The organism is Cupriavidus sp. H19C3, from assembly GCF_049393815.1.
Classification (GTDB): Bacteria; Pseudomonadota; Gammaproteobacteria; order Burkholderiales; family Burkholderiaceae; genus Cupriavidus.
The window spans coordinates 2422428-2446201 of the sequence record NZ_CP184985.1 but is presented as its reverse complement, the minus strand read 5'-3'; the positions used below and the strand labels follow the sequence as shown (position 1 = coordinate 2446201).

At 66.1% G+C, this 23774-nt stretch carries 19 protein-coding genes; 13 read left to right on the top strand and 6 right to left on the bottom strand.

Annotation, left to right across the window (positions count from 1 at the left end; translation table 11 throughout):
• The first annotated feature begins 4 nt into the window (after positions 1–4).
• Positions 5–889 carry an alpha/beta fold hydrolase gene (locus tag DFLDMN_RS11335; protein WP_423195060.1) on the top strand — a complete coding sequence of 295 codons (885 nt, stop codon included), beginning with the start codon at positions 5–7 and terminating at the stop codon, positions 887–889.
• A 507-nt stretch (positions 890–1396) separates the two neighbouring features.
• The gene (locus tag DFLDMN_RS11330) at positions 1397–1996 is read left to right on the top strand and encodes an acyloxyacyl hydrolase (protein ID WP_423195059.1); all 600 of its coding nucleotides are present in this window, start codon (positions 1397–1399) and stop codon (positions 1994–1996) included.
• 4 nt (positions 1997–2000) lie between these two features.
• On the opposite strand, the gene DFLDMN_RS11325 is transcribed toward DFLDMN_RS11330, so the two are convergent.
• Positions 2001–3446: a PLP-dependent aminotransferase family protein gene (locus tag DFLDMN_RS11325; RefSeq protein ID WP_423195058.1), complete on the bottom strand. Its 1446-nt coding sequence runs from the start codon at positions 3444–3446 to the stop codon at positions 2001–2003.
• Positions 3447–3798: 352 nt separating this feature from the next.
• Between DFLDMN_RS11325 and DFLDMN_RS11320 the strand changes: the two genes are divergently transcribed.
• Together DFLDMN_RS11320 and DFLDMN_RS11315 are read left to right on the top strand one after the other, a co-directional pair.
• Positions 3799–5130 (top strand): aspartate aminotransferase family protein, encoded by a 1332-nt coding sequence (locus DFLDMN_RS11320; RefSeq protein WP_423195057.1) that lies wholly within the window; start codon positions 3799–3801, stop codon positions 5128–5130.
• Positions 5131–5158: 28 nt separating this feature from the next.
• Positions 5159–6688, top strand: a complete 1530-nt coding sequence (locus DFLDMN_RS11315) for a CoA-acylating methylmalonate-semialdehyde dehydrogenase (protein ID WP_423195056.1) — start codon at positions 5159–5161, stop codon at positions 6686–6688.
• 106 nt (positions 6689–6794) lie between these two features.
• On the opposite strand, the gene DFLDMN_RS11310 is transcribed toward DFLDMN_RS11315, so the two are convergent.
• Positions 6795–7685 carry a LysR substrate-binding domain-containing protein gene (locus DFLDMN_RS11310; protein ID WP_423195055.1) on the bottom strand — a complete coding sequence of 297 codons (891 nt, stop codon included), beginning with the start codon at positions 7683–7685 and terminating at the stop codon, positions 6795–6797.
• Positions 7686–7793: 108 nt separating this feature from the next.
• Between DFLDMN_RS11310 and DFLDMN_RS11305 the strand changes: the two genes are divergently transcribed.
• The 3 genes from DFLDMN_RS11305 to DFLDMN_RS11295 are packed head-to-tail and all read left to right on the top strand — an operon-like array spanning position 7794 to position 10834.
• Positions 7794–8600, top strand: coding sequence for a citryl-CoA lyase (locus tag DFLDMN_RS11305; protein WP_423195054.1), 807 nt, complete (start codon positions 7794–7796; stop codon positions 8598–8600).
• Positions 8601–8652: 52 nt separating this feature from the next.
• Positions 8653–9798: a CaiB/BaiF CoA transferase family protein gene (locus DFLDMN_RS11300; RefSeq protein WP_423195053.1), complete on the top strand. Its 1146-nt coding sequence runs from the start codon at positions 8653–8655 to the stop codon at positions 9796–9798.
• 40 nt (positions 9799–9838) lie between these two features.
• On the top strand, positions 9839–10834 hold the full coding sequence (locus DFLDMN_RS11295; RefSeq protein WP_423195052.1) for a Bug family tripartite tricarboxylate transporter substrate binding protein: 996 nt from the start codon (positions 9839–9841) through the stop codon (positions 10832–10834).
• Positions 10835–10890: 56 nt separating this feature from the next.
• On the opposite strand, the gene DFLDMN_RS11290 is transcribed toward DFLDMN_RS11295, so the two are convergent.
• On the bottom strand, positions 10891–12294 hold the full coding sequence (locus DFLDMN_RS11290) for a PLP-dependent aminotransferase family protein (protein ID WP_423195051.1): 1404 nt from the start codon (positions 12292–12294) through the stop codon (positions 10891–10893).
• Positions 12295–12462: 168 nt separating this feature from the next.
• Here DFLDMN_RS11290 and DFLDMN_RS11285 point away from each other — a divergent pair, with 168 nt between their 5' ends.
• The 4 genes from DFLDMN_RS11285 to DFLDMN_RS11270 all read left to right on the top strand — a co-directional run bounded on the left by DFLDMN_RS11285 (position 12463) and on the right by DFLDMN_RS11270 (position 17833).
• Entirely contained in the window at positions 12463–12804 is a 342-nt protein-coding gene (locus DFLDMN_RS11285) for a DUF2917 domain-containing protein (RefSeq protein ID WP_423195050.1), read from the top strand.
• 282 nt (positions 12805–13086) lie between these two features.
• Positions 13087–16380: a fused isobutyryl-CoA mutase/GTPase IcmF gene (gene icmF, locus DFLDMN_RS11280; RefSeq protein ID WP_423195049.1), complete on the top strand. Its 3294-nt coding sequence runs from the start codon at positions 13087–13089 to the stop codon at positions 16378–16380.
• Positions 16381–16501: 121 nt separating this feature from the next.
• Positions 16502–16930 carry an HIT family protein gene (locus tag DFLDMN_RS11275; protein ID WP_423195048.1) on the top strand — a complete coding sequence of 143 codons (429 nt, stop codon included), beginning with the start codon at positions 16502–16504 and terminating at the stop codon, positions 16928–16930.
• A 48-nt stretch (positions 16931–16978) separates the two neighbouring features.
• Positions 16979–17833, top strand: coding sequence for a 3-hydroxybutyryl-CoA dehydrogenase (locus tag DFLDMN_RS11270; RefSeq protein WP_423195047.1), 855 nt, complete (start codon positions 16979–16981; stop codon positions 17831–17833).
• Positions 17834–17871: 38 nt separating this feature from the next.
• Here the strand turns inward: DFLDMN_RS11270 and DFLDMN_RS11265 are convergent, their stop codons facing one another.
• The 3 genes from DFLDMN_RS11265 to DFLDMN_RS11255 all read right to left on the bottom strand — a co-directional run bounded on the left by DFLDMN_RS11265 (position 17872) and on the right by DFLDMN_RS11255 (position 20578).
• Complete coding sequence (locus tag DFLDMN_RS11265) at positions 17872–18489, bottom strand: DUF4276 family protein (protein ID WP_423195046.1); 618 nt, start codon at positions 18487–18489, stop codon at positions 17872–17874.
• Positions 18486–19691 (bottom strand): AAA family ATPase, encoded by a 1206-nt coding sequence (locus tag DFLDMN_RS11260; RefSeq protein ID WP_423195045.1) that lies wholly within the window; start codon positions 19689–19691, stop codon positions 18486–18488. Before DFLDMN_RS11260 ends, DFLDMN_RS11265 begins: the two co-directional genes overlap by 4 nt.
• 218 nt (positions 19692–19909) lie before the next feature.
• On the bottom strand, positions 19910–20578 hold the full coding sequence (locus DFLDMN_RS11255; RefSeq protein ID WP_423198385.1) for a Crp/Fnr family transcriptional regulator: 669 nt from the start codon (positions 20576–20578) through the stop codon (positions 19910–19912).
• Positions 20579–20824: 246 nt separating this feature from the next.
• Between DFLDMN_RS11255 and DFLDMN_RS11250 the strand changes: the two genes are divergently transcribed.
• Positions 20825–22786 (top strand): AMP-dependent synthetase/ligase, encoded by a 1962-nt coding sequence (locus tag DFLDMN_RS11250; RefSeq protein WP_423195044.1) that lies wholly within the window; start codon positions 20825–20827, stop codon positions 22784–22786.
• A gap of 28 nt (positions 22787–22814) precedes the next feature.
• Positions 22815–23765, top strand: coding sequence for an ABC transporter ATP-binding protein (locus DFLDMN_RS11245; RefSeq protein WP_423195043.1), 951 nt, complete (start codon positions 22815–22817; stop codon positions 23763–23765).
• Positions 23766–23774 lie beyond the last annotated feature (9 nt).

The following is a 23774-nucleotide window of genomic DNA, read 5'->3' as shown; positions in this document are numbered from 1 at the left end:
CACGATGTTTGAAGGATTCACCGAGCGCCGCTTCGACTGCGGCGACGTCAAGATCCACGCCGTAATCGGCGGCCAGGGGCCGGCGCTGCTGCTGCTGCACGGCCATCCGCAGACGCACGTGATCTGGCACAAGGTGGCCGGCGCGCTGGCGCGGCACTTCACGGTGGTGGCCACCGACCTGCGCGGCTATGGCGACAGCGACAAGCCGGCCGGACTGCCGGACCACAGCAACTACAGCAAGCGCACCATGGCGGCCGACCAGATGGCGGTGATGCGGGCGCTGGGCTTCGAGCGCTTCCGCGTGCTCGCACACGATCGCGGCGGCCGCGTGGCGCATCGCCTGGCCCTCGATCATCCGCAGGCGGTGGAGAAGCTCGTCACGCTCGACATCGCCCCCACGCTGGCCATGTACGCGCAGACCAACGAGGCGTTCGCGCGCGCCTATTACCACTGGTTCTTCCTGATTCGGCCGGCGCCGTTCCCCGAGACGCTGATCGAAGCCGATCCGGCGCTCTATCTGCGCCAGACCATGGGCACGCGCAGCGCGGGGCTGGCGCCGTTTACCGACGAGGCGCTGGCCGAATACCTGCGCTGCCTGCGCCTGCCGGGGGCCGCCCATGGGCTGTGCGAGGACTATCGTGCGAGCGCCGGCATCGATCTCGAACATGACCGCGCCGACCTGGCCGCCGGCCGCATGGTCGAGTGCGAGATGCTGGCCCTGTGGGGCGCCGAGGGCGCCGTGGGCAAGTGCTTCCAGCCGCTCGAGGAGTGGCGCAAGGTGGCACGGCGCGTGCGCGGCCACGCGCTGCCCAGCGGGCACTACATCGCCGAGGAAATTCCCGAGCGCCTGCTGGAGGAAGTCCTTCCTTTCCTGTTGCCTCAAGCCTGACAACAATCCCTCTTTTTGCCCCAATATGGCGCGCCGGTCGGGGCGCCATCGTGCGTTCTTAATAAAAACTTAAAAAATTTTGACGTGACCGTTGAACCCGGACTGTGCAGGGTTATGCGCTCACTGGCATCATTGCCGGGTTGTGGAAATTCTGCGCTGTCTGTCCTTGACCGGGGCAGGCAAGACGCCCGGGGGTGCGGAAACATACATTCATGGATGGATGTATAATCGCGGCCTCTTGCGCCCCTGCGCCGAATCGCCATAACGAGGTTCAAGTTTCACCATGACTTACCGTTTTATTGCAGGCTGTCTCACTGTCTGGCTCGGCATATGTGTATTCGCCAGCTGGCTGGTCGAGCGGCTCTGGGCCTGACGTACCGGGATTCTGGGAGGAGCCGGGCGTGATGCGATGCCCCATCCACCGCGCGCGATGCCTAGCAGTGCCACCGGCATGTCGGCTTTTTGTCGTTCCTTGCGGGACACCTCTTCATCGCCGACGCCCCTCTCATGAAGACAAAACTACAACAGCCGTTCCCGCGTGCACTTGCCAAGCGCGCTCGTTTCCTTCCGGTTCAATGTCTTGCCGCCACCGCGCTGGTCGCGGCGGCCGGCACCGCTCACGCGGAAGCCTGGTTTACCGACCCGGGCGTGCATGTCGCGTATGGCCGTGATTCGAGCCATAACGTGAACAAGTACGAGCTCGGCATCAACTTCAATACGCCGATCAAGTACGGTAACCCCGATGGCTGGCTGTTCCGCCTGCAGGCGGAAGTCAATGTGGCCGGCTGGCAATCGCGTGGCGGTACCGATTCCACCAACCTGGCCGAATTCGGCCTGACCCCGATCCTGCGTGTGGAAAAGCGCGGCGGTTACTTCGTGCCGTTTATCGAAGGTGGTGTCGGCCTCAGGCTGCTGACGCATACGGCCACCTCGGCCGAGCACAACATGAGCAGCGCCTTCCAGTTCGGCGACATGGTGGGCGTGGGCGTAGGCATCGGCAAGAGCATCGAGACCGGTTTCCGCTTCCAGCACATCTCCAACGCCGGGATCAAGGAACCCAACCCGGGCGCCAACTTCTACACCGGCTACGTGCGCTATCGCTTCTGAGCGTTCAGACCAGCGCCGGCGTCTCGACCGCCTGTCCGCCGCGGCAGGCTTCGAGAAACTGCCATAGCGGCGCGGCGTCGCTGGTCGCCACGTTGAAGCGGATCCATGGCGAATCGCTGCCGTCGGGCTCGAAGTACGTGCCCGGCGCCAGCCAGATGCCATGGCCAAGCGCCAGCCGGGCGAGCGCGCTGCCCCCGTGGCCCGCCTCCATGGCCTGCGGCCGAGCCCACGCAAACATCCCGCCTTCCGGCCGCAGCAGCACTTCCATGCCGTGCGCTTCCAGTTTTTCCGTCACCACCGCCTGCTGCGCGCGCAGCCGCTCCGCCAGCGCGTCCACGTGGCGTCCGTAGTAGCCGCTGGTCAGCACGGAATAGACCAGCCGCTCCGTCACTTCCGATGAGGTCAGGCCCACCGCCATCTTGGTGGTCGCGAACGCCTTGGCCAGGTCCGGACTCGCCGCCAGGTAGCCGACCCGCAGCGACGGTGCGATGGTCTTGGAAAAACCATTGACATAGACCACCTGCGACAGGCCGTCCATCGCCGCCAGCATCGGCGAGCCCGCGGGGGCGAGTTCGCGATAGATGTCGTCCTCTACCACCAGCAGCCGATGCGCCTCGGCCAGCTGCAGCACGCGATAGGCGTTCATGCTCGAGAGCGTGCCGCCGGTCGGATTCTGCAGCACCGTGTTGACGAACAGCGCGCGCGGCGCATGGGTGCGAATCGCATGGTCGAGCGCGTCGGTATCGAGCCCGGCTGCGGTGCGTGGCACGCCGACCACGTGCAGCCCCGCCAGGCGCAGGATCTGCAGCAGGTTGCAATAGCACGGCGCCTCCACCAGCACTGTTTCCCCCGGCCGCAACAAGGTGCGCACGACCAGGTCCAGCGCCTGCGTGGCGCCTTGCGTCAGCACCACCTGCTGCGCCTGCACCGGCATGCCGTACTGGCTCAGATGGGTGGCGATATGCTCGCGCAACGCGCCGGAGCCATACGGATGCCCATAGCCGGACACCTGCGCGGCGGGCACCCGCGATGCGGTGCGCATGGCCTGGTGCAGACCCTCTCCGTTAAGCCAGTCGCCCGGCAGCCACCCGGCGCCGGCCTTGATCGGTACGGAGTGGTCGGCAAACACGTCCGACAGCAGCCACGTCGCATTGAGTTCCGGCGCCTGCCATTGCGGTGTGCGAGCCAGCCCGGGCGGCGCATGGCGCGGGGCGACGGTATAGCCGGAGCCTGGCCGCGCCGTCAGGTAGCCGAGCGCGGTGAGCCGCGCGTAGGCCTCCGCCACGGTAAAGGTGCTGACATGATGCTGCTGCGCCAGCCGCCGCACGGACGGCAACGGCGCACCGGTGCGCAGCGCGCGATTGTCGATCAGGGCGGCAACGCCGGCGACGATCTGGTCGGTCAGGGTTTCGCCGCCGCGGCGGCTACGGGCGAGTTGGAGAGGCAGCATCTGGCGGAGGGGTGGGCCACACAAAACCTGTACAGTTTAGCGGGAGAGCAGGTGGCTGTGTGACGGCCGGCCGATGATGCGGCGCAATGCAAGGCCGTTCATTTCCGCCAGCCTGGGCGCGGGGCGACGTGTGGAATGCGTGTGGGATGGGTGTAGGGGTGCGAGCCGGCCAGGACTGGTGTGATGCGGCGCGAGCGCGCATATCTATACGGTTCCGTCGACCTACACTGTACGGTATGGTCACGATCTCATGACTGTATATTCTGCGGCGTATCCCCCGCCAGTAGAGTGTGTGGCACACGTGGCAGCCGCCACATCCCCACCCCCATTGCAACGCGCACGAGGAGAACCCATGGACGCCGCCAAGACCGTCATTCCCGACCTGGAATCGCTGTGGATGCCGTTTACCGCCAACCGCCAGTACAAGGCCGCACCGCGCCTGCTGGTGTCGGCGAGCGGTATGTATTACACGACACATGACGGTCGCCAGGTGCTCGATGGCTGCGCCGGCCTGTGGTGCGTTGCCGCCGGCCATGGCCGCAAGGAAATCGTCGAGGCCATCGCCCAGCAGGCCGCCACGCTCGACTATGCGCCGCCGTTCCAGATGGGCCATCCGCTCGAATTCGAGGCCGCCAAGAAAGTCGCGGCGATCATGCCGCAAGGGCTCGATCGCATCTTCTTCACCAACTCGGGCTCGGAATCGGTCGACACCGCGCTGAAGATCGCGCTCGCTTACCATCGTGCGCGTGGCGAGGGTCAGCGCACGCGCATCATCGGCCGCGAGCGCGGCTATCACGGCGTCGGCTTCGGCGGCATGGCGGTGGGCGGCATCGGGCCCAATCGCAAGACCTGGTCGGCCAACGTGATGCCGGGCACGGACCATCTGCCGGCCACGCTGAATATCGCCGAGGCCGGCTACTCGAAGGGGCAGCCGCAGTGGGGCGCGCATCTGGCCGACGAACTCGAACGTATCCTCGCGCTGCACGATCCGTCCAATGTGGCGGCGGTGATCGTGGAACCGGTGGCGGGCTCGACGGGCGTGGTGATTCCGCCGGTCGGTTATCTCGAGAAGCTGCGCGAGATCACCAGCAAGCACGGCATCCTGCTGATCTTCGACGAAGTCATTACCGCGTTTGGCCGCCTCGGTGCCGCCACCGCGGCCGAGCGCCTGAAGGTTACCCCTGACCTGATCACGATGGCCAAGGCCGTCAATAACGCCGCCGTGCCGATGGGCGCGGTCGCGGTACGCCGCGAGGTGCATGACACGGTGGTCAACAGCGCCGCCCCCGGCGCCATCGAGCTGCCGCATGGCTACACCTATTCGGGTCACCCGCTCGCGTGCGCGGCGGCGATTGCCGCGCTCGACCTGTATCAGCGCGAGAACCTGTTCGCGAGCGCGGCGCAGAAAGCGCCCGCGTTCGAGGCCGCCGTCCACGAGCTGCGCGGCGCGCCGCACGTCAAGGACATCCGCAACCTGGGCCTGATGGCCGGCGTGGAACTCGAATCGCGTCCGGGGCAGCCCGGTGCGCGTGGCTACGAAGCGTTCGTCAAGTGCTTCGAGCTCGGCGTACTGGTGCGCTACACCGGCGATATCCTTGCGTTCTCGCCGCCGCTGATCATCTCCGAGGCGGAGATTGGTCAACTGTTCGACACCGTGCGCAAGGCACTGGCACAAGTGCAGTAAGACGGCGACACCTGAGAGGAAAACGGCTGTGAACATCGCAGAAAACCGGCAGCTCGCCGCAAGTCATTCCGAAATCCACCACTACATCGGCGGCACCGTGCAGCGTGCCGGCACGGACCGCTTTGCCGATGTATTCAACCCCGCCACCGGCGCGGTGGCGGCACGCGTGGCGCTCGGCTCGGCCAGCGACGTGGGCGCCGCCGTGGCGGCAGCGAAGTCCGCGTTCCCGGCCTGGGCCGAAACCCCGCCGCTGCGTCGCGCGCGCATCCTGTTCAAGTTCAAGGAGCTGCTCGACAGGCATCACGACGACCTCGCGGCGCTGATCACGCGCGAACACGGCAAGGTGTTCTCGGACGCCAAGGGCGAAGTCACGCGCGGCATCGAGGTGGTGGAGTTCGCGTGCGGCATTCCGAACCTGCTCAAGACCGACTACACCGACAATATCGGCGGTGGCATCGACAACTGGAACCTGCGCCAGCCCCTGGGCGTGGTGGCCGGCATCACGCCGTTCAACTTTCCGGTGATGGTGCCGATGTGGATGTTCCCGGTGGCGCTGGCATGCGGCAATACGTTCGTGCTCAAGCCGAGCGAACGCGATCCGTCGCCGAGCCTGCTGATCGCTGACCTGCTCAAGCAGGCCGGCCTGCCCGATGGCGTGTTCAACGTCGTGCAGGGCGACAAGCAGGCGGTGGACGCGCTGCTCGCGCATCCCGATGTGCAGGCGCTGTCGTTTGTCGGCTCCACGCCGATTGCCGAATACATCTATACGGAAGGCACGAAGCACGGCAAGCGTGTGCAGGCGCTCGGCGGTGCCAAGAACCACCTCGTGGTGATGCCCGATGCCGATCTCGACCAGGCGGTCGACGCGCTGATCGGCGCGGCCTATGGCTCGGCCGGCGAGCGCTGCATGGCGATCTCGGTGGCGGTGGCGGTGGGCGATGTGGCCGACCGGCTGGTGCCGCGCCTGGCCGAACGCGCGCAGGCGCTCAAGATCCGCAACGGCATGGAGGCCGACGCCGAAATGGGTCCGCTCGTGACCGGCGCGCACAAGGCCAAGGTCGAAGGCTATATCGCCAAGGGCGTGGCAGAGGGCGCGACGCTCGTCACCGATGGCCGCGGCCACAAGGTCGACGGGCACGAGGGCGGCTTCTTCGTCGGCGGCACGCTGTTCGACCATGTCAAGCCGGACATGACGATCTACAAGGAAGAGATCTTCGGCCCGGTGCTGTCGGTGGTGCGCGTGCATGACTTTGCCGAAGCCGTGGCGCTGATCAACGCGCACGAGTTCGGCAACGGCGTGTCCTGCTACACCAGCGACGGCGGCATCGCCCGCGCCTTCGCCCGCCAGATCCAGGTGGGCATGGTCGGCATCAACGTACCGATCCCGGTACCGATGGCATGGCACTCGTTCGGCGGCTGGAAGCGCTCGCTGTTTGGCGACCACCACGCCTATGGCGAAGAGGGCGTGCGCTTCTACACGCGCTACAAGAGCGTGATGCAGCGCTGGCCCGACAGCATCGCCAAGGGCGCGGAGTTCACCATGCCGGTGGCGAAGTAGGCCGCGGCAGGCGGACGAAGCAGGTGGACAAGGCAGGCGGAGGCGCGCTGCGCGCGCAGCGTGCGCCGACGGGGACGTCATCCACGTCTGCGCCGGCCATGCCGGCCTATCGCTGCTCCAGCTTCTGCACCACCCGCCGCACGGTCGTGGCGAAAAACCGTACCGGTAGCGCTCGCGGGGCCCCCTTGCGCCATAGCAGGCCGGGGGTGCGCTGCGGGGTGGGATTTTCGAGCGGGATAAAGCGCAGGTCTTCGAGCCCCGAGTCGGCGCTCTCGCCGATGACCGCGGCGATATCGGTCTGGCGTACCAGTTCGAGCATCGGCGCGATCGAGTTGAGTTCGGCGATCACCATCGGCCTGGCGCCGGCGGCGCGGAAGCATTCGTCGAGCAGCTGTCGCGTGGCGAAGTAAGCGGGCAGCAGCACCATGCGCATGCCGTGCAGCTCCACCATGCGTGCGCGCCGGCGCCCTGCCATGGGATGGCGCGCACCCACCACCAGCTTGAGCTCTTCGTTGTAGAGCGGCTCGAAGCGCAGCGCGTCGACGTTCTCGGGACGATATGACACGCCGAGGTCGAGTTCCCCGTCGGCCAGGCGCCGCGTAATCTCCGCCGCCGACAGTTCTTCCACGATCACGCGCACCGATGGATAGCGCGTCAGGAAGGACGACACGCACTGCGGAATCAGCCGGATATTGAAGCTGTGCGTCGCGGCGACGCGGATCTCCCCGACCAGCGGCTCTTTCTCGTCGCGCACCGCGTGCAGCGCGAGGTCGACCTGGCGCAAGGCCGGGCCGATATGGAGCAGGAGCGTCTCCCCGGCCTCCGTCATCGTGACCCGCTTGCCGATGCGGTTGAACAGCGGCTGGCCGATCTCCTCCTCCAACTGCCGGATCTGGTGCGACAGCGTGGACTGTGTCACGTGCATGCGCTCGGCCGCGCGCGTAAAGCTCAGCGTGTCAGCAAGCGCCTCGAAATAGCGGAGATGGCGGAGTTCCATGCCACGCATCATACATCGATGCCATCGATCGATAGCAGAGATATTCATCACTGTTATCTGTGGAAGCATGGCCATAGACTGCATGGCATACCAACGGAGACAAGCGCCATGAAGATCGGCAAGGAAACCATCCCGCGCACTGCCATCAGTACGTCCAATACCGAAACCATCGTCGTCCGCGGGGCCGACCTTTGCCGCGACCTGATCGGCAAGCTGAGCTTTTCCGAATACTTCTACTTCCTCGTCACCGGCCAGCGTCCCGGCGCCGCCGCCATCAAAGTGCTCGACGCTACACTGGTCGCGATTGCCGAACACGGCCTGGTGCCGAGCGTGCAGGCCAGCCGCATGACCCTCGCGGCCGCGCCAGACGCACTGCAGGGCGCGGTGGCGGCCGGCATCCTCGGCTGCGGGTCGGTCATCCTGGGCGCGTCGGAGACCGCCGGGGTCATGCTCGATGAAGTATGGCAACGCGTGCAGGCCGGCGAGCCGGTGCGCGACGCCGCGCACGCGGTGGTGTCGGGTTATCGGGAAGCCCGCCGCGCCATTCCCGGCTATGGCCATCCGTTGCACAAGTCGCGCGACCCGCGCGTGGCGGCGCTGTTCGCGGTGGCCCGCGAAGCGGGCGCGGACACGATCTACGTCGATATCGCCGAAGCCATCGAAACCGTCATCCCGGAGATCGTCGGCAAGGACCTGCGCCTCAACGTGTCGGCCGCGATCCCCGCGGTGCTGCTGGGTGTGGGCTTTCCGCTCAACGCGCTCAAGGGCGTGCCGATCCTTGCACGCGCCGGTGGCCTGATCGCGCATCTGAGCGAGGAATTGCGGCAGTCGATCGGCTTCGCGCTGTCCTATCAGGCGACGCGCGAACTGGTCTACACGGGCGATACGCCCGTCGGCTTCGATCCGGACGCCTGACCCGCGCCGTGCTTTCCCGTCGCGTACTTCCGCGCATTTCCACGGAGACACCATGATCCAAGTCCTGCAGGGCCTCAAGGTCCTGGAGCAAGGCACCTTCATCACGGGCCCGGCCGCCGGCATGCTGCTGGGCGACCTTGGCGCCGACGTCATCAAGATCGAGCAACCGGAGACCGGCGACCCGTTCCGCGCGTTCGAGGGCGGTCTCTACAGCCCGCACTTCCAGACCTACAACCGCAACAAGCGCAGCCTCACACTCAACACGAAGAACCCGGACGACCTGCGTATCTTCGACGAGCTGATCCGCGAGGCCGACGTCTATATCCAGAACTTCCGTCCCGGCGCCGCCGAGCGCCTCAATGCCGGTGAGGAACGCCTGCGCGCGATCAATCCGCGCCTGATCTACTGCGCGATCAGCGGCTTTGGCGCGACCGGCCCGGCCGCCACGCGCCCGAGCTACGACACGGTCGCACAGGCCGCCAGCGGCTTTCTGAACCTGCTGGTCAACCCGGCCAATCCGCGCGTGGTGGGACCCGCCATCGCCGACGCGATGACCGGCTTCTACGCGACCTATGGCATTCTCGGCGCGCTGCACGAACGCCACCGTACCGGCGTGGGGCGCAAGGTCGAAGTGTCGATGCTGGAGGCGATGAGCCATTTCAATCTCGACGCCTTTACCCACTACTATGCGGCCGGCGAAGTGATGGGCCCCTACAGCCGGCCCAGCGTGTCGCAGTCGTACGTGCTCGCATGCGCCGATGGCAAATGGATCGCGCTCCATATGTCGTCGCCGGAAAAATTCTGGCAGGGCCTGGCCAATGCGATCGAGCGGCCAGACCTGTTTCAGGATCCGCGCTTTGCCTCGCGCAAGGCGCGCATCGACAACCAGGAGGCCCTGATCGACCTGCTGGGCGGCCTGTTCCGCGCACGCACGCGCGCTGACTGGTGTGTACGGCTCGAGGCCGAGGACGTGCCGCACGCGCCGATGTACGACACCAGCGAGGCCCTGGAGGATCCGCAGGCAAAGCATCTGCAGCTGCTGGTCACGGGCAGGCATCCCACGCTCGGCGAGTTCCGCACGGTGCGCAGCCCGGTATCGTTCGACGGCGAGCGGGCGCTCGACGTCAAGGCGCCGCCGCTGCTCGGCGAGCACGACGAGGAGATCCGCGCCGCGCTGCGGCAGCCACGCACCACGTAATTCGAACCACAAACCTACAACCGCCCAAGCGGAGGAGACGATGAACAAGACGATACGCGCCGCATTTTTGGCGCCGAAGATGGTGGCGCTGACGATGGTGGCGCTGATGACGGTGGCCGGCCTCGCGCGCGCGGATGACTATCCGTCGCGCCCGGTCAAGCTGGTGGTGGCATTCGGTGGCGGCACCTCGACCGATCTCACCGCGCGTGTGCTGAGCGAGGCGATGGCGAAAAAGCTCGGTCAGCCGATCGTGGTGGAAAACCGCGCCGGCGCGGGCGGGTCGATCGGCACCGACTACGTGGCCAAGTCGAAGAGTGACGGCTATACGCTGACGCTGGGAACGGTGGGCACGCTGGCCATCAACAAGGCGCTCTATCGCAAGCTGCCGTACGACCCCGCCAAGGATTTCTCGTACCTGTCGATGCCGGGCTATACACCCACGCTGCTGGTGGTGCGCGCCGACGCCCCCTACAAGACGCTGGCCGACCTCGTGGCCTATGCCAAGGCGCATCCGGACAAGCTGTCGTTCGGTTCGGCCGGCAACGGCACCTCGGGCCATCTGGCCGGCGAACTGCTCAAGTCGATGGCGGGCGTCAACATGACGCACGTGCCGTTCAAGGAAGGCGGGCAGGCACTGACGGCTGTGTTGGGCGGGCAGGTCGACTTCATGTTCTATCACCCGGCCGCGGTGCTGCCGTATCTGAAGTCGAGCAAGCTGCGTGCGCTTGCGGTCAGCAGCCAGCGTCGCTCCACCGCCGCGCCGGAAGTGCCGACGGTCGCGGAGTCGGGCTACCCTGGCTTTGACCTGACCGCCTGGTACATGCTCGCGGGCCCGGCCGGCCTCGATGCGGCCACGCGCGCGCACCTCGTGCAGGCCATCAACGGCGTGCTGCAGGAGCCCAAGGTGCGCCAGCAGCTGAGCGCGCTCGGGCTGGAGCAGGCCACGCTCGATGTCGCACAGTTACCGGGCTTCGTCGATGCCGAAGTGCACAAGTGGACCACGGTGGTGAAGCAGTCCAATGCGCAGATCGACTGACGGCAGGGCGCGCGTGCCGCGCCTGATCCGAGCCTGATCCACCCCTTATCCCTCCCTTATCCGCGCCCGCCCGACTCGCGCAGGAAGGCGAGCGCACGCGGCTCGCTCACATACGCGGAATTGATGCGCACCCACGCCGTGGTGTCGCCGCCGGGCCGGAAGAAATTCCCCGGCGCGAACTTGACGCCGTGCTTGTCGCCGAGCGCCAGCAGGTCGCGCGAATCCTCGATGGCGTGCGGGCGCGCCCACAGGAAGTTGCCGCCGGCCGGCTCGCAGAACACCTGCCAGCCGCAGTCCCCCAGCATGCGCACCGCGTTGGCGGTGACCTCGCGCGTGCGCAGCCGCAACCGCTCGACGTACTTGCGATACGCGCCCCGCTCGAGCATGCATGCCGTGACGGCTTCGGCAAACGTCGACCCCGCCACGCTGGTCAGCACCTTCACGTCGACGAGATCCTTGATCAGCGGCTTGCTGGCCACCACGTATCCCACCCGCAGCGCGGCCGAGATGGTCTTGGAGAATCCGCCGATGTAGATCACCTGTTCCAGCTGGTCGAGCGTGGCGAGCCGGTCGGTGGGGTTGGTCTGGAAGTCCGAGAAGATATCGTCCTCGACAAAGCGGAAGTTGTGCCGGCGCGCGAGTTCGAGCAGCCGGAACGCGACCGGCGGCGTGAGCGTCGAGCCGGTCGGGTTCTGCAGCACGCTGTTGGTGAAGAACAGCTTGGGCTTGTGCTCGCGCAGCAGCGCTTCCGCCGCGTCGGGGTCGGGGCCGTCGGGCGTGTGCGGCACGCCGACCAGCTTCACGCCGTGCAGCCGCAACAGGCCGAACAGGTTGTAGTAGCCCGGGTCCTCCACGAACACCGTATCGCCGGGCTTGAGCAGATGCCGCACCACGAGGTCGAGCGCCTGGCTGGCCCCGCTGGTAATCAGGACCTGCGGCAGCTCGGCCATGATGCCGAGCTGCCGCACGCGCGTCAGCACCTGTTGCCGCAGTTCGGCATGGCCGAGCGGCGGCGCGTAGTGGATCACGCTGTCGATCTCGTGGCGCGAGACATGCCGGATCGCTTGCGTCAGGCCGTCGACGTCACGCCATGCCTCGGGCACAAAACCGCCCGCGAGCTTGAGCATGCCGTGCGGGTGATGGAATTCCTCGATGATGTGGTCGGTCAGGTCTTCCGCCAGGCTGGGATCGGACCAGCCGCACGCGGCGCGACCTGCAAGCGGGCTGTCGGCGACATAGAAGCCCGATCCCTGGCGCGAGTCGAGCAGCCCCTGCGACACCAGGCGGTCGTATGCCTCGATGACCGGAAAGCGGCTGATGCCATAGTCGGCGGCCAGCTGGCGGATCGATGGCAGCCGCGCGCCCGGCAGCGCTTCGCGCGAGCCGATCCATGTCTTGACCGCATTGACGATCTGTTCCGTCAACGGCACGCCGGTCGCCGGGTCGAGCATCAGTTTCATGATATTGCCCCGCTTTTTAGGCAGGATTGGACAACTGTTCGGGAAAACTACTGAACAGTGCAGACGAAACTGTTCATAACTGTGCATGGGATTGTAGGACAGGCCATGAATAATGGCTGCATGGCACCGCGCCGTTTTCAGGTGCCTGCGTCAGACAAGGAGACCGCCATGCGCGAACTCAGAACTTTCGAACTCGATCAACCTGGCCAGCCCGTCAGCTGGTGCGCCCGGCAGGGACAAAGCGTGGCCGTGCTGGAGGGCCTGTTGTGGCTCACCATCGAGAACCAGCTGGCCGATTTCTGGCTGCAGGCGGGCGCGGTGTACGCCTTGCCCGAGGGCGCCAGGGTATGGATGTCGGGCGAAGCGGGGCCCGTGCGCTTCGTGCTGTCGGAGACCTCGGCATCGCTGTCGCTGCGCCGCCTGTTCGCCCTCGCGCGCGCGCTGCTGCGCATGGCCGGCCGCGCCATGCATACCGACGCCTACGGCGCATCGCCGCGCGCATCCTGCTGATGCTCCGCATCTCCGAGGGGCGGCGGCCGCGTTCGTCCCCCGGCGTCGCCGCCCGGAATACCTTCCCGGAAGGGTTCCCTGAATAGCCCCCCGGAATAGCCCCTGATTCCACCGCACCGAGGTCTGTGCGAGGATGCCGGCAATGGCGTCCTCGCGGGCGGGTTGCCTGCGAGCCTTGATTGACGTTAACGTAAACGTCATATAATCGCCCGACCCCGGCCAGAGCGACCGACAGATGTCGCCAGCCGGCGGTTGCCCGTCACAGACCGAGCGGTGGAGACCATGACCGATCTATCGGATGTCAGCAGGACCGTAGGCAACAGCGCGGCGACGCCGCGCGCGGACGCAGGCCGGGGGCCGGCCAACAAGGTGCGCTTCGTCACGGCGGCATCGCTGTTCGATGGCCACGACGCGTCCATCAATATCATGCGGCGCATCCTGCAGTCGCACGGCTGCGAGGTGATCCACCTGGGCCACAACCGCTCCGTGCAGGAAGTGGTGACCGCCGCCTTGCAGGAGGATGTGCAGGGCATCGCGATTTCCAGCTACCAGGGCGGCCACGTCGAATATTTCCAGTACATGGTCGACCTGCTGCGCCAGCACGGCGGCGAACATATCCAGGTGTTCGGCGGCGGCGGCGGCGTGATCGTGCCGGAAGAGATCCGCGCCTTGCAGGCGTATGGCGTGGCGCGCATCTACAGCCCCGAAGACGGCCAGCGCATGGGGCTCGCCGGGATGATCGCCGACATGGTGCAGCGCTGCGATATCGACCTCACGCGCTATGCGCCCGCCACGCTCGACGCCGTGGCCGGGGGCGACCGCCGCGCGCTCGCCCAGCTCATCACCGCGCTCGAGAACGGCAAGGCCGCGCCGGCGCTGGTCGAGACGATGCAGGCGCGCGCGCAGGCCGGCCGGGTGCCCGTGCTTGGCATTACCGGCACCGGCGGCGCCGGCAAGTCGTCCCTGACCGACGAACTGATCCGCCGCTTCCGGCTCGACCAGCAGGATGCGTTGTCGATCGCGGTGATCTCGATCGATCCGTCGCGGCGCAAATCCGGTGGCGCACTGCTGGGCGACCGCATCCGCATGAACGCGATCAACCACCCGAACATCTTCATGCGCTCGCTGGCCACGCGCGAGGCGGGATCGGAGATTTCGCAGGCCCTGCCCGATGTGATCGCGGCGTGCCGCGTGGCGGGCTTCGACCTCGTCATCGTCGAGACCTCCGGTATCGGGCAGGGCGATGCCGCCATCGTGCCGCACGTCGACCTGTCGCTCTACGTGATGACACCGGAGTTCGGCGCCGCGAGCCAGCTGGAGAAGATCGACATGCTCGACTTCGCCGATTTCGTCGCCATCAACAAGTTCGATCGCAAGGGCGCGCAGGATGCCTGGCGCGATGTTGCCAAGCAGGTGCAGCGCAACCGCGAGCAGTGGCATGCCAGGACCGAAGAGATGCCCGTGTACGGCACGCAGGCCTCGCGCTTCAACGACGACGGCGTGACCATGCTGTACCACGGGCTGCGCGCGGCGCTGGCCGGGCACGGCCTGACGCTGCCCTCGGGCGGCACGCTGCCGGTGCCCGCGGGGCGCGTATCGACCGGGCAGAACGTGATCGTGCCGCCGGCCCGCAACCGCTATCTGGCCGAGCTGGCCGACACGGTGCGCGCCTATCACCGGCGCGTGGCGGAGCAGTCGCGGCTGGCGCGCGAACGCCAGCAGCTGCGCGCAGCCCACCGCATGCTGGGCGAGGCCGGCGGCACCGACGACCAGCTGATGCAGCTCGCCGGCGAGCGCGACGCCGCGCTGGGCGCGGTGGAGCGCAAGCTGCTGGGCATGTGGCCGCAGATGCAGGCCGCCTATGCGGGCGACGAGTATGTGGTGAAGATTCGCGACAAGGAGATTCGCACCGGGCTCGTCACCACCACGCTGTCGGGTACCAAGGTGCGCAAGGTCGTGCTGCCGCGCTTCGAGGACGAGGGCGAAGTGCTCAGGTGGCTGATGCGCGAGAACGTGCCGGGCAGCTTTCCGTACACCGCCGGTGTGTTTGCCTTCAAGCGCGAGAACGAAGACCCCACCCGCATGTTCGCGGGCGAGGGCGATGCGTTCCGCACCAACCGCCGCTTCAAGCTGGTGTCCGAAGGCATGGACGCCAAGCGGCTGTCCACCGCGTTCGACTCGGTCACGCTCTATGGCGAGGACCCGCATGTGCGGCCGGACATCTACGGCAAGGTGGGCAACTCGGGCGTGTCGATCGCCACGCTCGACGACATGAAGGTCCTGTACGACGGCTTCGACCTGACCAGCCCGGCCACCTCGGTATCGATGACGATCAACGGCCCGGCGCCGACCTTGCTGGCGATGTTCATGAATACCGCCATCGACCAGCAGATGGACCGCTTCCGCGCCGACAACGGCCGCGAGGCCACTGCCGACGAGGAAGCCAAGATCCGCGCCTGGGTGCTGCAGAATGTGCGCGGCACCGTGCAGGCCGATATCCTCAAGGAAGACCAGGGCCAGAACACCTGCATCTTCTCCACCGAGTTCTCGCTCAAGGTGATGGGCGATATCCAGGAGTACTTCGTTCATCACCAGGTGCGCAACTTCTATTCGGTGTCGATCTCGGGCTATCACATCGCCGAGGCGGGTGCGAACCCGATCTCCCAGCTTGCCTTCACGCTGTCGAACGGCTTTACGTACGTCGAGGCCTATCTTGCGCGCGGCATGCATATCGACGACTTCGCGCCGAACCTGTCGTTTTTCTTCTCCAACGGCATGGATCCCGAGTACAGCGTGCTGGGCCGGGTGGCACGGCGCATCTGGGCGGTGACCATGCGCGACCGCTACGGCGCCAACGAGCGCAGCCAGAAGCTCAAGTACCACATCCAGACCTCCGGCCGCTCGCTGCATGCGCAGGAGATCGACTTCAACGATATCCGCACCACGCTGCAGGCCCTCATCGCGATCTACGACAACTGCAATTCGCTGCATACCAACGCGTACGACGAGGCCATCACCACGCCGACCAGCGAGTCGGTGCGCCGTGCGCTCGCGATCCAGCTCATCATCAATCGCGAATGGGGCGTGGCCAGGTGCGAGAACCCCAACCAGGGCAGTTTCCTGATCGAGGAGCTGACCGACCTGGTCGAGGAAGCGGTGCTGCAGGAGTTCGAGCGCATCGCCGAGCGCGGCGGCGTGCTGGGGGCGATGGAGACCGGCTACCAGCGCGGCAAGATCCAGGAGGAGTCGCTCTATTACGAGCAGCTCAAGCACGACGGCACGCTGCCGATCGTCGGCGTCAACACGTTCCGCAACCCCGCCGGCGATCCGATTCCGCAGAGCCTGGAGCTTGCGCGTTCGAGCGAGGACGAGAAACAGAGCCAGCTGCGGCGGCTCGAGGCGTTCCAGCGCGAGCATGCGGCCGAGGCACCGGCGATGCTGCAGCGCCTGCGCCAGGCGGTGATCGACAACCAGAACGTGTTTGCGGTGCTGATGGACGCGGTGCGCGTGTGCTCGCTCGGGCAGATCACGCACGCGCTGTTCGAGGTCGGCGGGCAGTACCGGCGCAACATGTAAGGCGGGCGAAGTGCGCTGCACGAACCCCGCGGCGATGCGCCACGGGGGTGACGCGAGGTTCGCCACACCCGGCGGGCTGCGCTACACTCGATCTCCGCCTTCCTGCTCTCCCGGAACCCGCATGCAAGCCGAATACGATCCGAGCAATATCTTCGCCCGCATCCTGCGTGGCGAGCTGCCGTGCCACAAGATCTACGAGGACGCCGACACCATCGCGTTCATGGACATCATGCCGCAGGCCGACGGCCATGCGCTGGTGGTACCCAAGGAGCCGGCGGCCGATATCTTCGGCCTGTCGGAGGCCGGAGCCGCGGCGGCCATCCGCACCACGCAACGGGTGGCACGCGCGGTGCGCGCGGCGTTCTCTCCCGACGGCGTGGTCATCACGCAGTTCAACGGCGAGGCCGCGGGCCAGACCGTGCCGCACATCCATTTTCATATCGTGCCGCGTTACGTGAGCCAGCCGCTGCGCGGCCATGCGCGCGAGCAGCAGGACCCGGCCGTGCTCAAGGCACACGCCGCGCGCGTCATCGCCGCGCTGGCCGGCTGACCCCCATCATCAGCACCATCAGCACCATCAGCACCAAAGGGATCCATCATGCAGATCAAGACAGTAGGTATCGTGGGCGCCGGCACCATGGGCAACGGCATCGCGCAGGCTTGCGCGGTGGCCGGGCTCGACGTGGTGATGGTCGACATCAGCGACGCGGCCGTGCAGAAGGGCATCGCCACGGTGGCGGGCAGCCTCGACCGCCTGATCAAGAAGGAAAAGGCCACCGAGGCCGACAAGGCTGCCGCGCTCGCGCATATCCAGGGCAGCACGCGCTACGACGATCTCAAGCGGGCCGATATCGTGATCGAGGCCGCCACCGAGAACCATGACCTCAAGGTGAAGATCCTGGGGCAGATCGATGCCATGGTCGGCGCCGACGTGATCATCGCGTCGAACACGTCGTCGATCTCGATCACCAAGCTCGCCGCCGTGACCGGCCGCGCCGACCGCTTTATCGGCATGCACTTCTTCAACCCGGTGCCGATGATGGCGCTGGTCGAGCTGATCCGCGGCCTGCAGACCAGCGACGCCACCCACGCGGCGGTCGAGGACCTCGCCAGGCGGCTGGGCAAGTATCCGATCACGGTGAAGAACAGCCCGGGCTTCGTCGTCAACCGCATTCTCTGCCCGATGATCAACGAGGCATTCTGCGTGTTGGGCGAAGGCCTGGCCACGCCCGAGGAAATCGACGAAGGCATGAAGCTCGGCTGCAACCACCCGATCGGCCCGCTCGCGCTGGCGGACATGATTGGCCTGGACACGATGCTCGCCGTGATGGAAGTGCTCTACACCGAGTTCGCCGATCCCAAGTACCGCCCGGCCATGCTGATGCGCGAGATGGTCGCCGCCGGCTACCTGGGCCGCAAGACCGGGCGCGGCGTCTACGTCTACAGCAAATAGACAGTCAGGAAATCTGGCCCTGCTCCATTCGAAGAGGGTCAAATTTCCTGGTAGTCATCTCCGGTTGGTGCCGGGCGAACTTGACGTTCCCATTCTTCGCATAGCTTCCGAAATGATCGACTATGTCGGCGTGCACTTTCGAGGTCCATGCGCGCCGAAAATGCCGGTTGATCCGTGACTTCCCGATAGGCCGTCCCGTTCATGCGAGCACGCATCCACCCCTTGGCGTCGCGCACGCCTTCCGGGTCGAAGTCGATCGCGCCTGTCCAGCTGAATGCGCGGCAGCCGTCCAGCGATTGGCATGCCGCGAGGAACCACGCCTCGTACTCGCGGTTGGCCAGCACGATCGAGATCTGGCGGTGAGGCGCTGCCTGGGCAGCGCGCGCAAGAATCTGCTGGCCCAATTCGACGGGGCAGTCGTCATCCGCATCGAGAACGACAAGTATCCATCCATCGTCTCCGCATTTTCCCGCGGCGAGGTGAATGTGACGGTTGAATTCGTCCGGGCGGTTCAAGAAGCGATCCCGCCGTACGCGAATCGGTGCCGCCACATCGACGTACTGTCCCGGCGTCAGCCACTCGGAGATTCGACGCAACAACACGGGCAGGGCCTGCACCTCGCCGTCGCCCTCGACAATTGCTACAACGCGGCTCACGTTTTGATATCTCCAAACAGATCTCCTTGCCGTCGTTCCTGCGTACGTAGTGCGTCCGGGTCCGGTGCGAGCTGATTCAGGCGCAGCAATTCGCCGGGCGAGAACAGATGGTCTCTGAGTGAGTTCCGCGCGCCTACATCCAGCGGAGCGATGCGCGTCTCACCGGCATTTGACACGACCGCCAGGAAAGCGTCGGCCGGAAGGTTGACGTCATCGAGAAGATCGGGGCTGTGGCTGGTAACGATGACTTGTGTTTTCTCCGCCGCTCTTTGCAGCGCTTCTCTCAACGCGCCGGATGCGGCTGGGTGTAGCGCAGTCTCGGGCTCTTCAATACCGATCACCGAGGGGCCATAGTCGCGATTGCCTTGAAACAGTGCGACCAGTACACCCAACGCGCGCAGCGTTCCATCGGACATGTTTTGCGCCTGAAAATGCCATGGATGCTTGGCACCCGCCATGTCTTGTCTGAACTGAAGCGTCTCGACCGGGCCCATGGGCAGGCGCTCTACGCCGTGCACAGTCGGGACGACCGTCTGCAGATACTCTGCGATAGTTTCTATGGCGGATGGCTCGGTTCGTTCGAGGTGTCCAATTACGCTGACGATATTCTCCCCGGAGGGTTTGAGCAAACGGCCGTCCTGAGGCTTCTGTGGCTCCCGAATGAGTTTGGGATTCAAGTTGTAGAAGCCCATCGATGTCAGTGCGTCAAAAACCGGCCGGAAAGTTGGCAGGCCGGACGCTCCTACCAGAGCCAGGCGGTCCGCCGTTACCGCAGGGAAAGTCGTCTCGCTGGAGCCCTTGAGCTTGCCTCGTTCCAGCTTGAAGAAAGGGCCTTTGCCAATTCCGCCAATGGCGCATTCCTCGTCCTGGACTTCGTAGCCACCATTTGGCAAAGCTCCGATCTTGAATGCATAGTGCCCTGCCGAACCAGACCGCAGCCGAAACTCCAGGCGAATCCCGAAATGGGTCGGATGGCCGCCGGACCGTCGTCGAACCTCCGACAAGCCGCCGCGTTCCGCCAGGGCATTGTCGAGGGAGCCGGACAGCGCGTCCCGAACCAGATGCAATGCATCCAGGAAATTGCTCTTCCCCGATCCATTTGTTCCGACCAGATAGGTTAGCGGCCCCAGCTTGACATCGCAGTAAGCGATGCTCTTGTAGTTGCGCAATACTACGCGGGTCAGGAAGACGGAATCTGTCACGGTGCACTCATCCAAAGGGGCGTCACTACAGGCATCGCCGTTCGCGTCGTCACGGACGGCCGACGAATGTGGATTCTACCTCGCCCATCGGGATCAGCTTTACACCTGACGGACAGGCTTGTGGTGATCAATGGCAATGTGGCAAAGATATCGGCCGGCGTTCTTACGCCTGGTCTTTGTGCAACGCCCCGCGACCGGCCCTCATCCGCGTACGCTATTCACTCCCCGTACTGCCGCAGCCCCTCCAGGTCGAGCACCTCGATCACCCCGTAGTCCACGCGCACCAGGCCCTGCTGTTCCAGCACCTTGAGGGCCTGGTTGGCGCGCTGGCGCGAAATGCCCGCCAGCAGGCCGATTTCCTCCTGCGAGATCTCGATGGTGTTGCCGAGGCCGGGATACAGATGCTCGTTGAACAGTGACGACACCGCGCGCGCCACGCGCGAGTCGATATCGAGCAGCCGTTCGTATTCCACCGCCGCGATGAACTGTCCGAGCCGCTCGTTGAACTGGGTCAGCAGAAAGCGCGAAAACGGCAGGCTGGTATCGAGCAGCCACTGGAAGGTCTCGCGCGGAATAAAGGCGATGCGCGAGCGGCGCAGCGCCATCACGTCGTACTTGCGCACCTCCGACTTGAGCACCGCGCCTTCGCCGAACCAGCCGCCGGTGGGCACGCCGGTGAAAGTGACCGACTTGCCGGAGGGCGACACCGTGGTGATCTTGACGATGCCCTCCACCACGCCGAGCCAGTGCTCGGCCAGGTCGCCCTTGTGCACCACGTAGTCGCCCTGGTCGTACTCGTGCACCACGGTCACGCGGCGCACATGCTCGCGCTGGGCGGGGCTGAGGTCCCTGGCCCAGACGCAGCGGTCGATGAAGTCGTTGGACAGCGTGTTCGACATGGGCGAAATGGCTCCCGTAGGGATTAACCCGGAATTGTCACCGGCGCGACAACCCGCCCCGGAGGCATGGGCTATCGTACCGATACACAACGGAGGCGCCCGTGCCGGAACCACAAGGCACAGCGGGCTTGATGCGGTGCCGCAGGCGCGTGCACGGCATCGCCCAGTATAGCGAGCGCCCCGACGGCTTGACACCCGGGCGTAACCCCACGCCGGTGGTACAGGAGGTGAGCGATGCAGGAATCGTCGGCAACGACCTTTCCGCGATTACTGCTGGCGCATGCCCGGCAACGGCCGGACCATCCGGCCTATCGCGAGAAGGATCTCGGCATCTGGCAGACCTACAGCTGGGCGCAGGTGGCCCGCGAGGTGCGCATGGTCGCGTGCGGGCTGGCCGCGCTGGGATTCCGCCGTGGCATGAACCTCGCCGTGATCGGCGACAACCGGCCGCGCCTGTACTGGGCCATGACCGCCGCGCAGGCGTTGGGCGGCGTGCCGGTGCCGCTGTACCAGGATGCCATCGCCAGCGAGATGGTGTACGTGCTCGACGATGCCGAGATCGACTTCGCGATCGTCGAGGATCAGGAGCAGGTGGACAAGCTGCTCGAGGTCGAGGCCCAGCTGGCCGCGCGCGGCCGCGCCGTGCGCCACGTCGTCTACGAGGATCCGCGCGGCCTGCGCGACTACGATCATCCCTCGCTGCTGTCGTACGAACGCCTGCAGGAGATCGGCCGCGATTACGACCAGGCCCATCCGGGCGCCTTCGACGATGCCGTCGCCGCGGGCGCGCCCGCGGACACCGCCATCATCCTCTATACGTCCGGCACCACGGGCAAGCCGAAGGGCGTCTGCCATGCGCACCAGGGCCTGATCGGCGCCGCGCGCAACGGCTGCGGCTTCGACGGACTTGGTCCCGACGACGACGTGCTGTCGTACCTGCCGATGGCATGGGTCGGCGACAACCTGTTCTCCTACGCGCAGGCGATGGTGGCCGGCTTTACGGTCAACTGTCCCGAATCGCGCGAGACCGTGATGACCGACCTGCGCGAGATCGGCCCGACCTATTACTTCGCGCCGCCGCGCATTTACGAAGGACTGCTGACGCAGGTGATGATCCGCATGGAAGACGCCGGCTGGATCAAGCGCAAGCTGTTCCACTGGGCGATGGCGGTGGCGCGCCGTTGCGGTCCCGAACTGCTCGACGGGCTCCCCGTCTCGCTTGCCGACCGCCTGCGCTACGCGGTGGGCGCGGCCACCATCTACGGGCCGTTGCGCAACGTGCTTGGCATGAGCCGCATCCGCGTGGCGTACACCGCGGGCGAAGCCATCGGGCCGGACCTGTTCCGCTTCTATCGCTCGATCGGCGTCAACCTCAAGCAGTTCTACGGGCAGACCGAAACCTGCGCCTATGTGTGCCTGCAGCCCGACGGCCAGGTCAAGTTCGATTCGGTCGGGCCGGCCGCCCCGGGCATGGAGATCCGCATCGCCGACAACGGCGAGGTGCTGGTGCGCGGCGTGGGCCTGCTCAAGGAGTACTACAAGCGTGCCGACGCCACGCGCGAGGCGATCAACGACGACGGCTACTTCATGACCGGCGACGCCGGCGTGATCGACGCCGACGGCCACCTCAAGATCATCGATCGCGCCAAGGACGTCGGCAAGCTCGCCGACGGCTCGATGTTCGCGCCCAAGTACATCGAGAACAAGCTCAAGTTCTTTCCGTACATCAAGGAGGCGGTGGCCTTCGGCACCGGACGCGAGTTCGTCTGCGCCTTCATCAATATCGATTTCGAGGCGGTCGGCAACTGGGCGGAGCGCCGCCACCTGCCGTATGCCGGCTATGTGGACCTGGCCGGTCAGCCCGAGGTGATTGCAATGATCGCCGAGTGCGTGGCGCAGGTGAATGCCGACCTCGCCCGCGATCCGATGCTGGCCGGCTCGCAGATCGGACGCTTCCTGATCCTGCACAAGGAGCTGGACCCCGACGACGACGAGCTGACCCGCACGCGCAAGGTGCGGCGCAGCTTTATCGCCGACAAGTACGCGGTGCTGGTGGACGCGCTGTATGCGGGCCGGTCCGAGCAGTTCATCGAGACACGCGTCAAGTTCGAGGACGGACGCGAGGGCAGTGTGTCGGCCACGCTCAGGCTGGTGGATGCCAGCCGCCTGCCGCCGGCCGCGCCGCGCGCCGCATGAATCCGCCCGACCAGAGAGAGGGAATCGCATGACGCAAATGGCCTGGAGCGGTGTGGCGCGCGTGGATGCCACCGTCGGCGCGGGAGCGGCCGGAACGATCACGCCGGGACACGTGGACGACGTGCGTGCGGGCGGTCCCGAGCCCGGCGACGCGCATGCGCCGGACGCGCCCGCGCGCACCCATACACGCGGCGACGTGATTCTCGATCTCCAGCACATCTCGCTGTCGTTCGGCGGGGTCAAGGCGCTCACCGATATCTCGTTCGACGTGTGCGAGCACGAGATCCGCGCCATTATCGGCCCCAACGGCGCCGGCAAGAGCTCGATGCTCAACGTGATCAACGGCGTCTATCACCCGCAGCAGGGGCGCATCGTGTTCCGCGGCGAGGAACGCCGGCAGATGCATCCTACCGCCGCGGCACGCCAGGGCATCGCGCGTACGTTCCAGAACATCGCGCTGTTCAAGGGCATGACGGTGCTCGACAACATCATGACGGGGCGCAACACGCTGTACCGCAGCGGACTGTTTGCGCACGCGCTCTGGTGGGGCCGCGCGCGCGCCGAGGAGGTGGCCCATCGGCGCAAGGTCGAGGAAGTGATCGACTTCCTCGAGATCCAGGCCATCCGCAAGACGCCGGTGGGACGCCTGCCATACGGCTTGCAGAAGCGCGTGGAACTGGCGCGCGCACTCGCGGCCGAGCCCTCGTTGCTGCTGCTCGACGAACCGATGGCCGGCATGAACGTCGAGGAAAAGCAGGACATGTGCCGCTTTATCCTCGACGTCAACCAACAGTTCGGCACCACCATCGTGCTGATCGAGCACGACATGGGCGTGGTGATGGATATCTCGGACCGCGTGGTCGTGCTGGATTACGGCAAGAAGATCGGCGACGGCACGCCGGAGGAGGTCAAGGCCAATCCGGACGTGATCCGCGCCTACCTGGGGCAGCCCGCGTCAGCCGCCGACGCATCGCACTGAAGGGGCCAT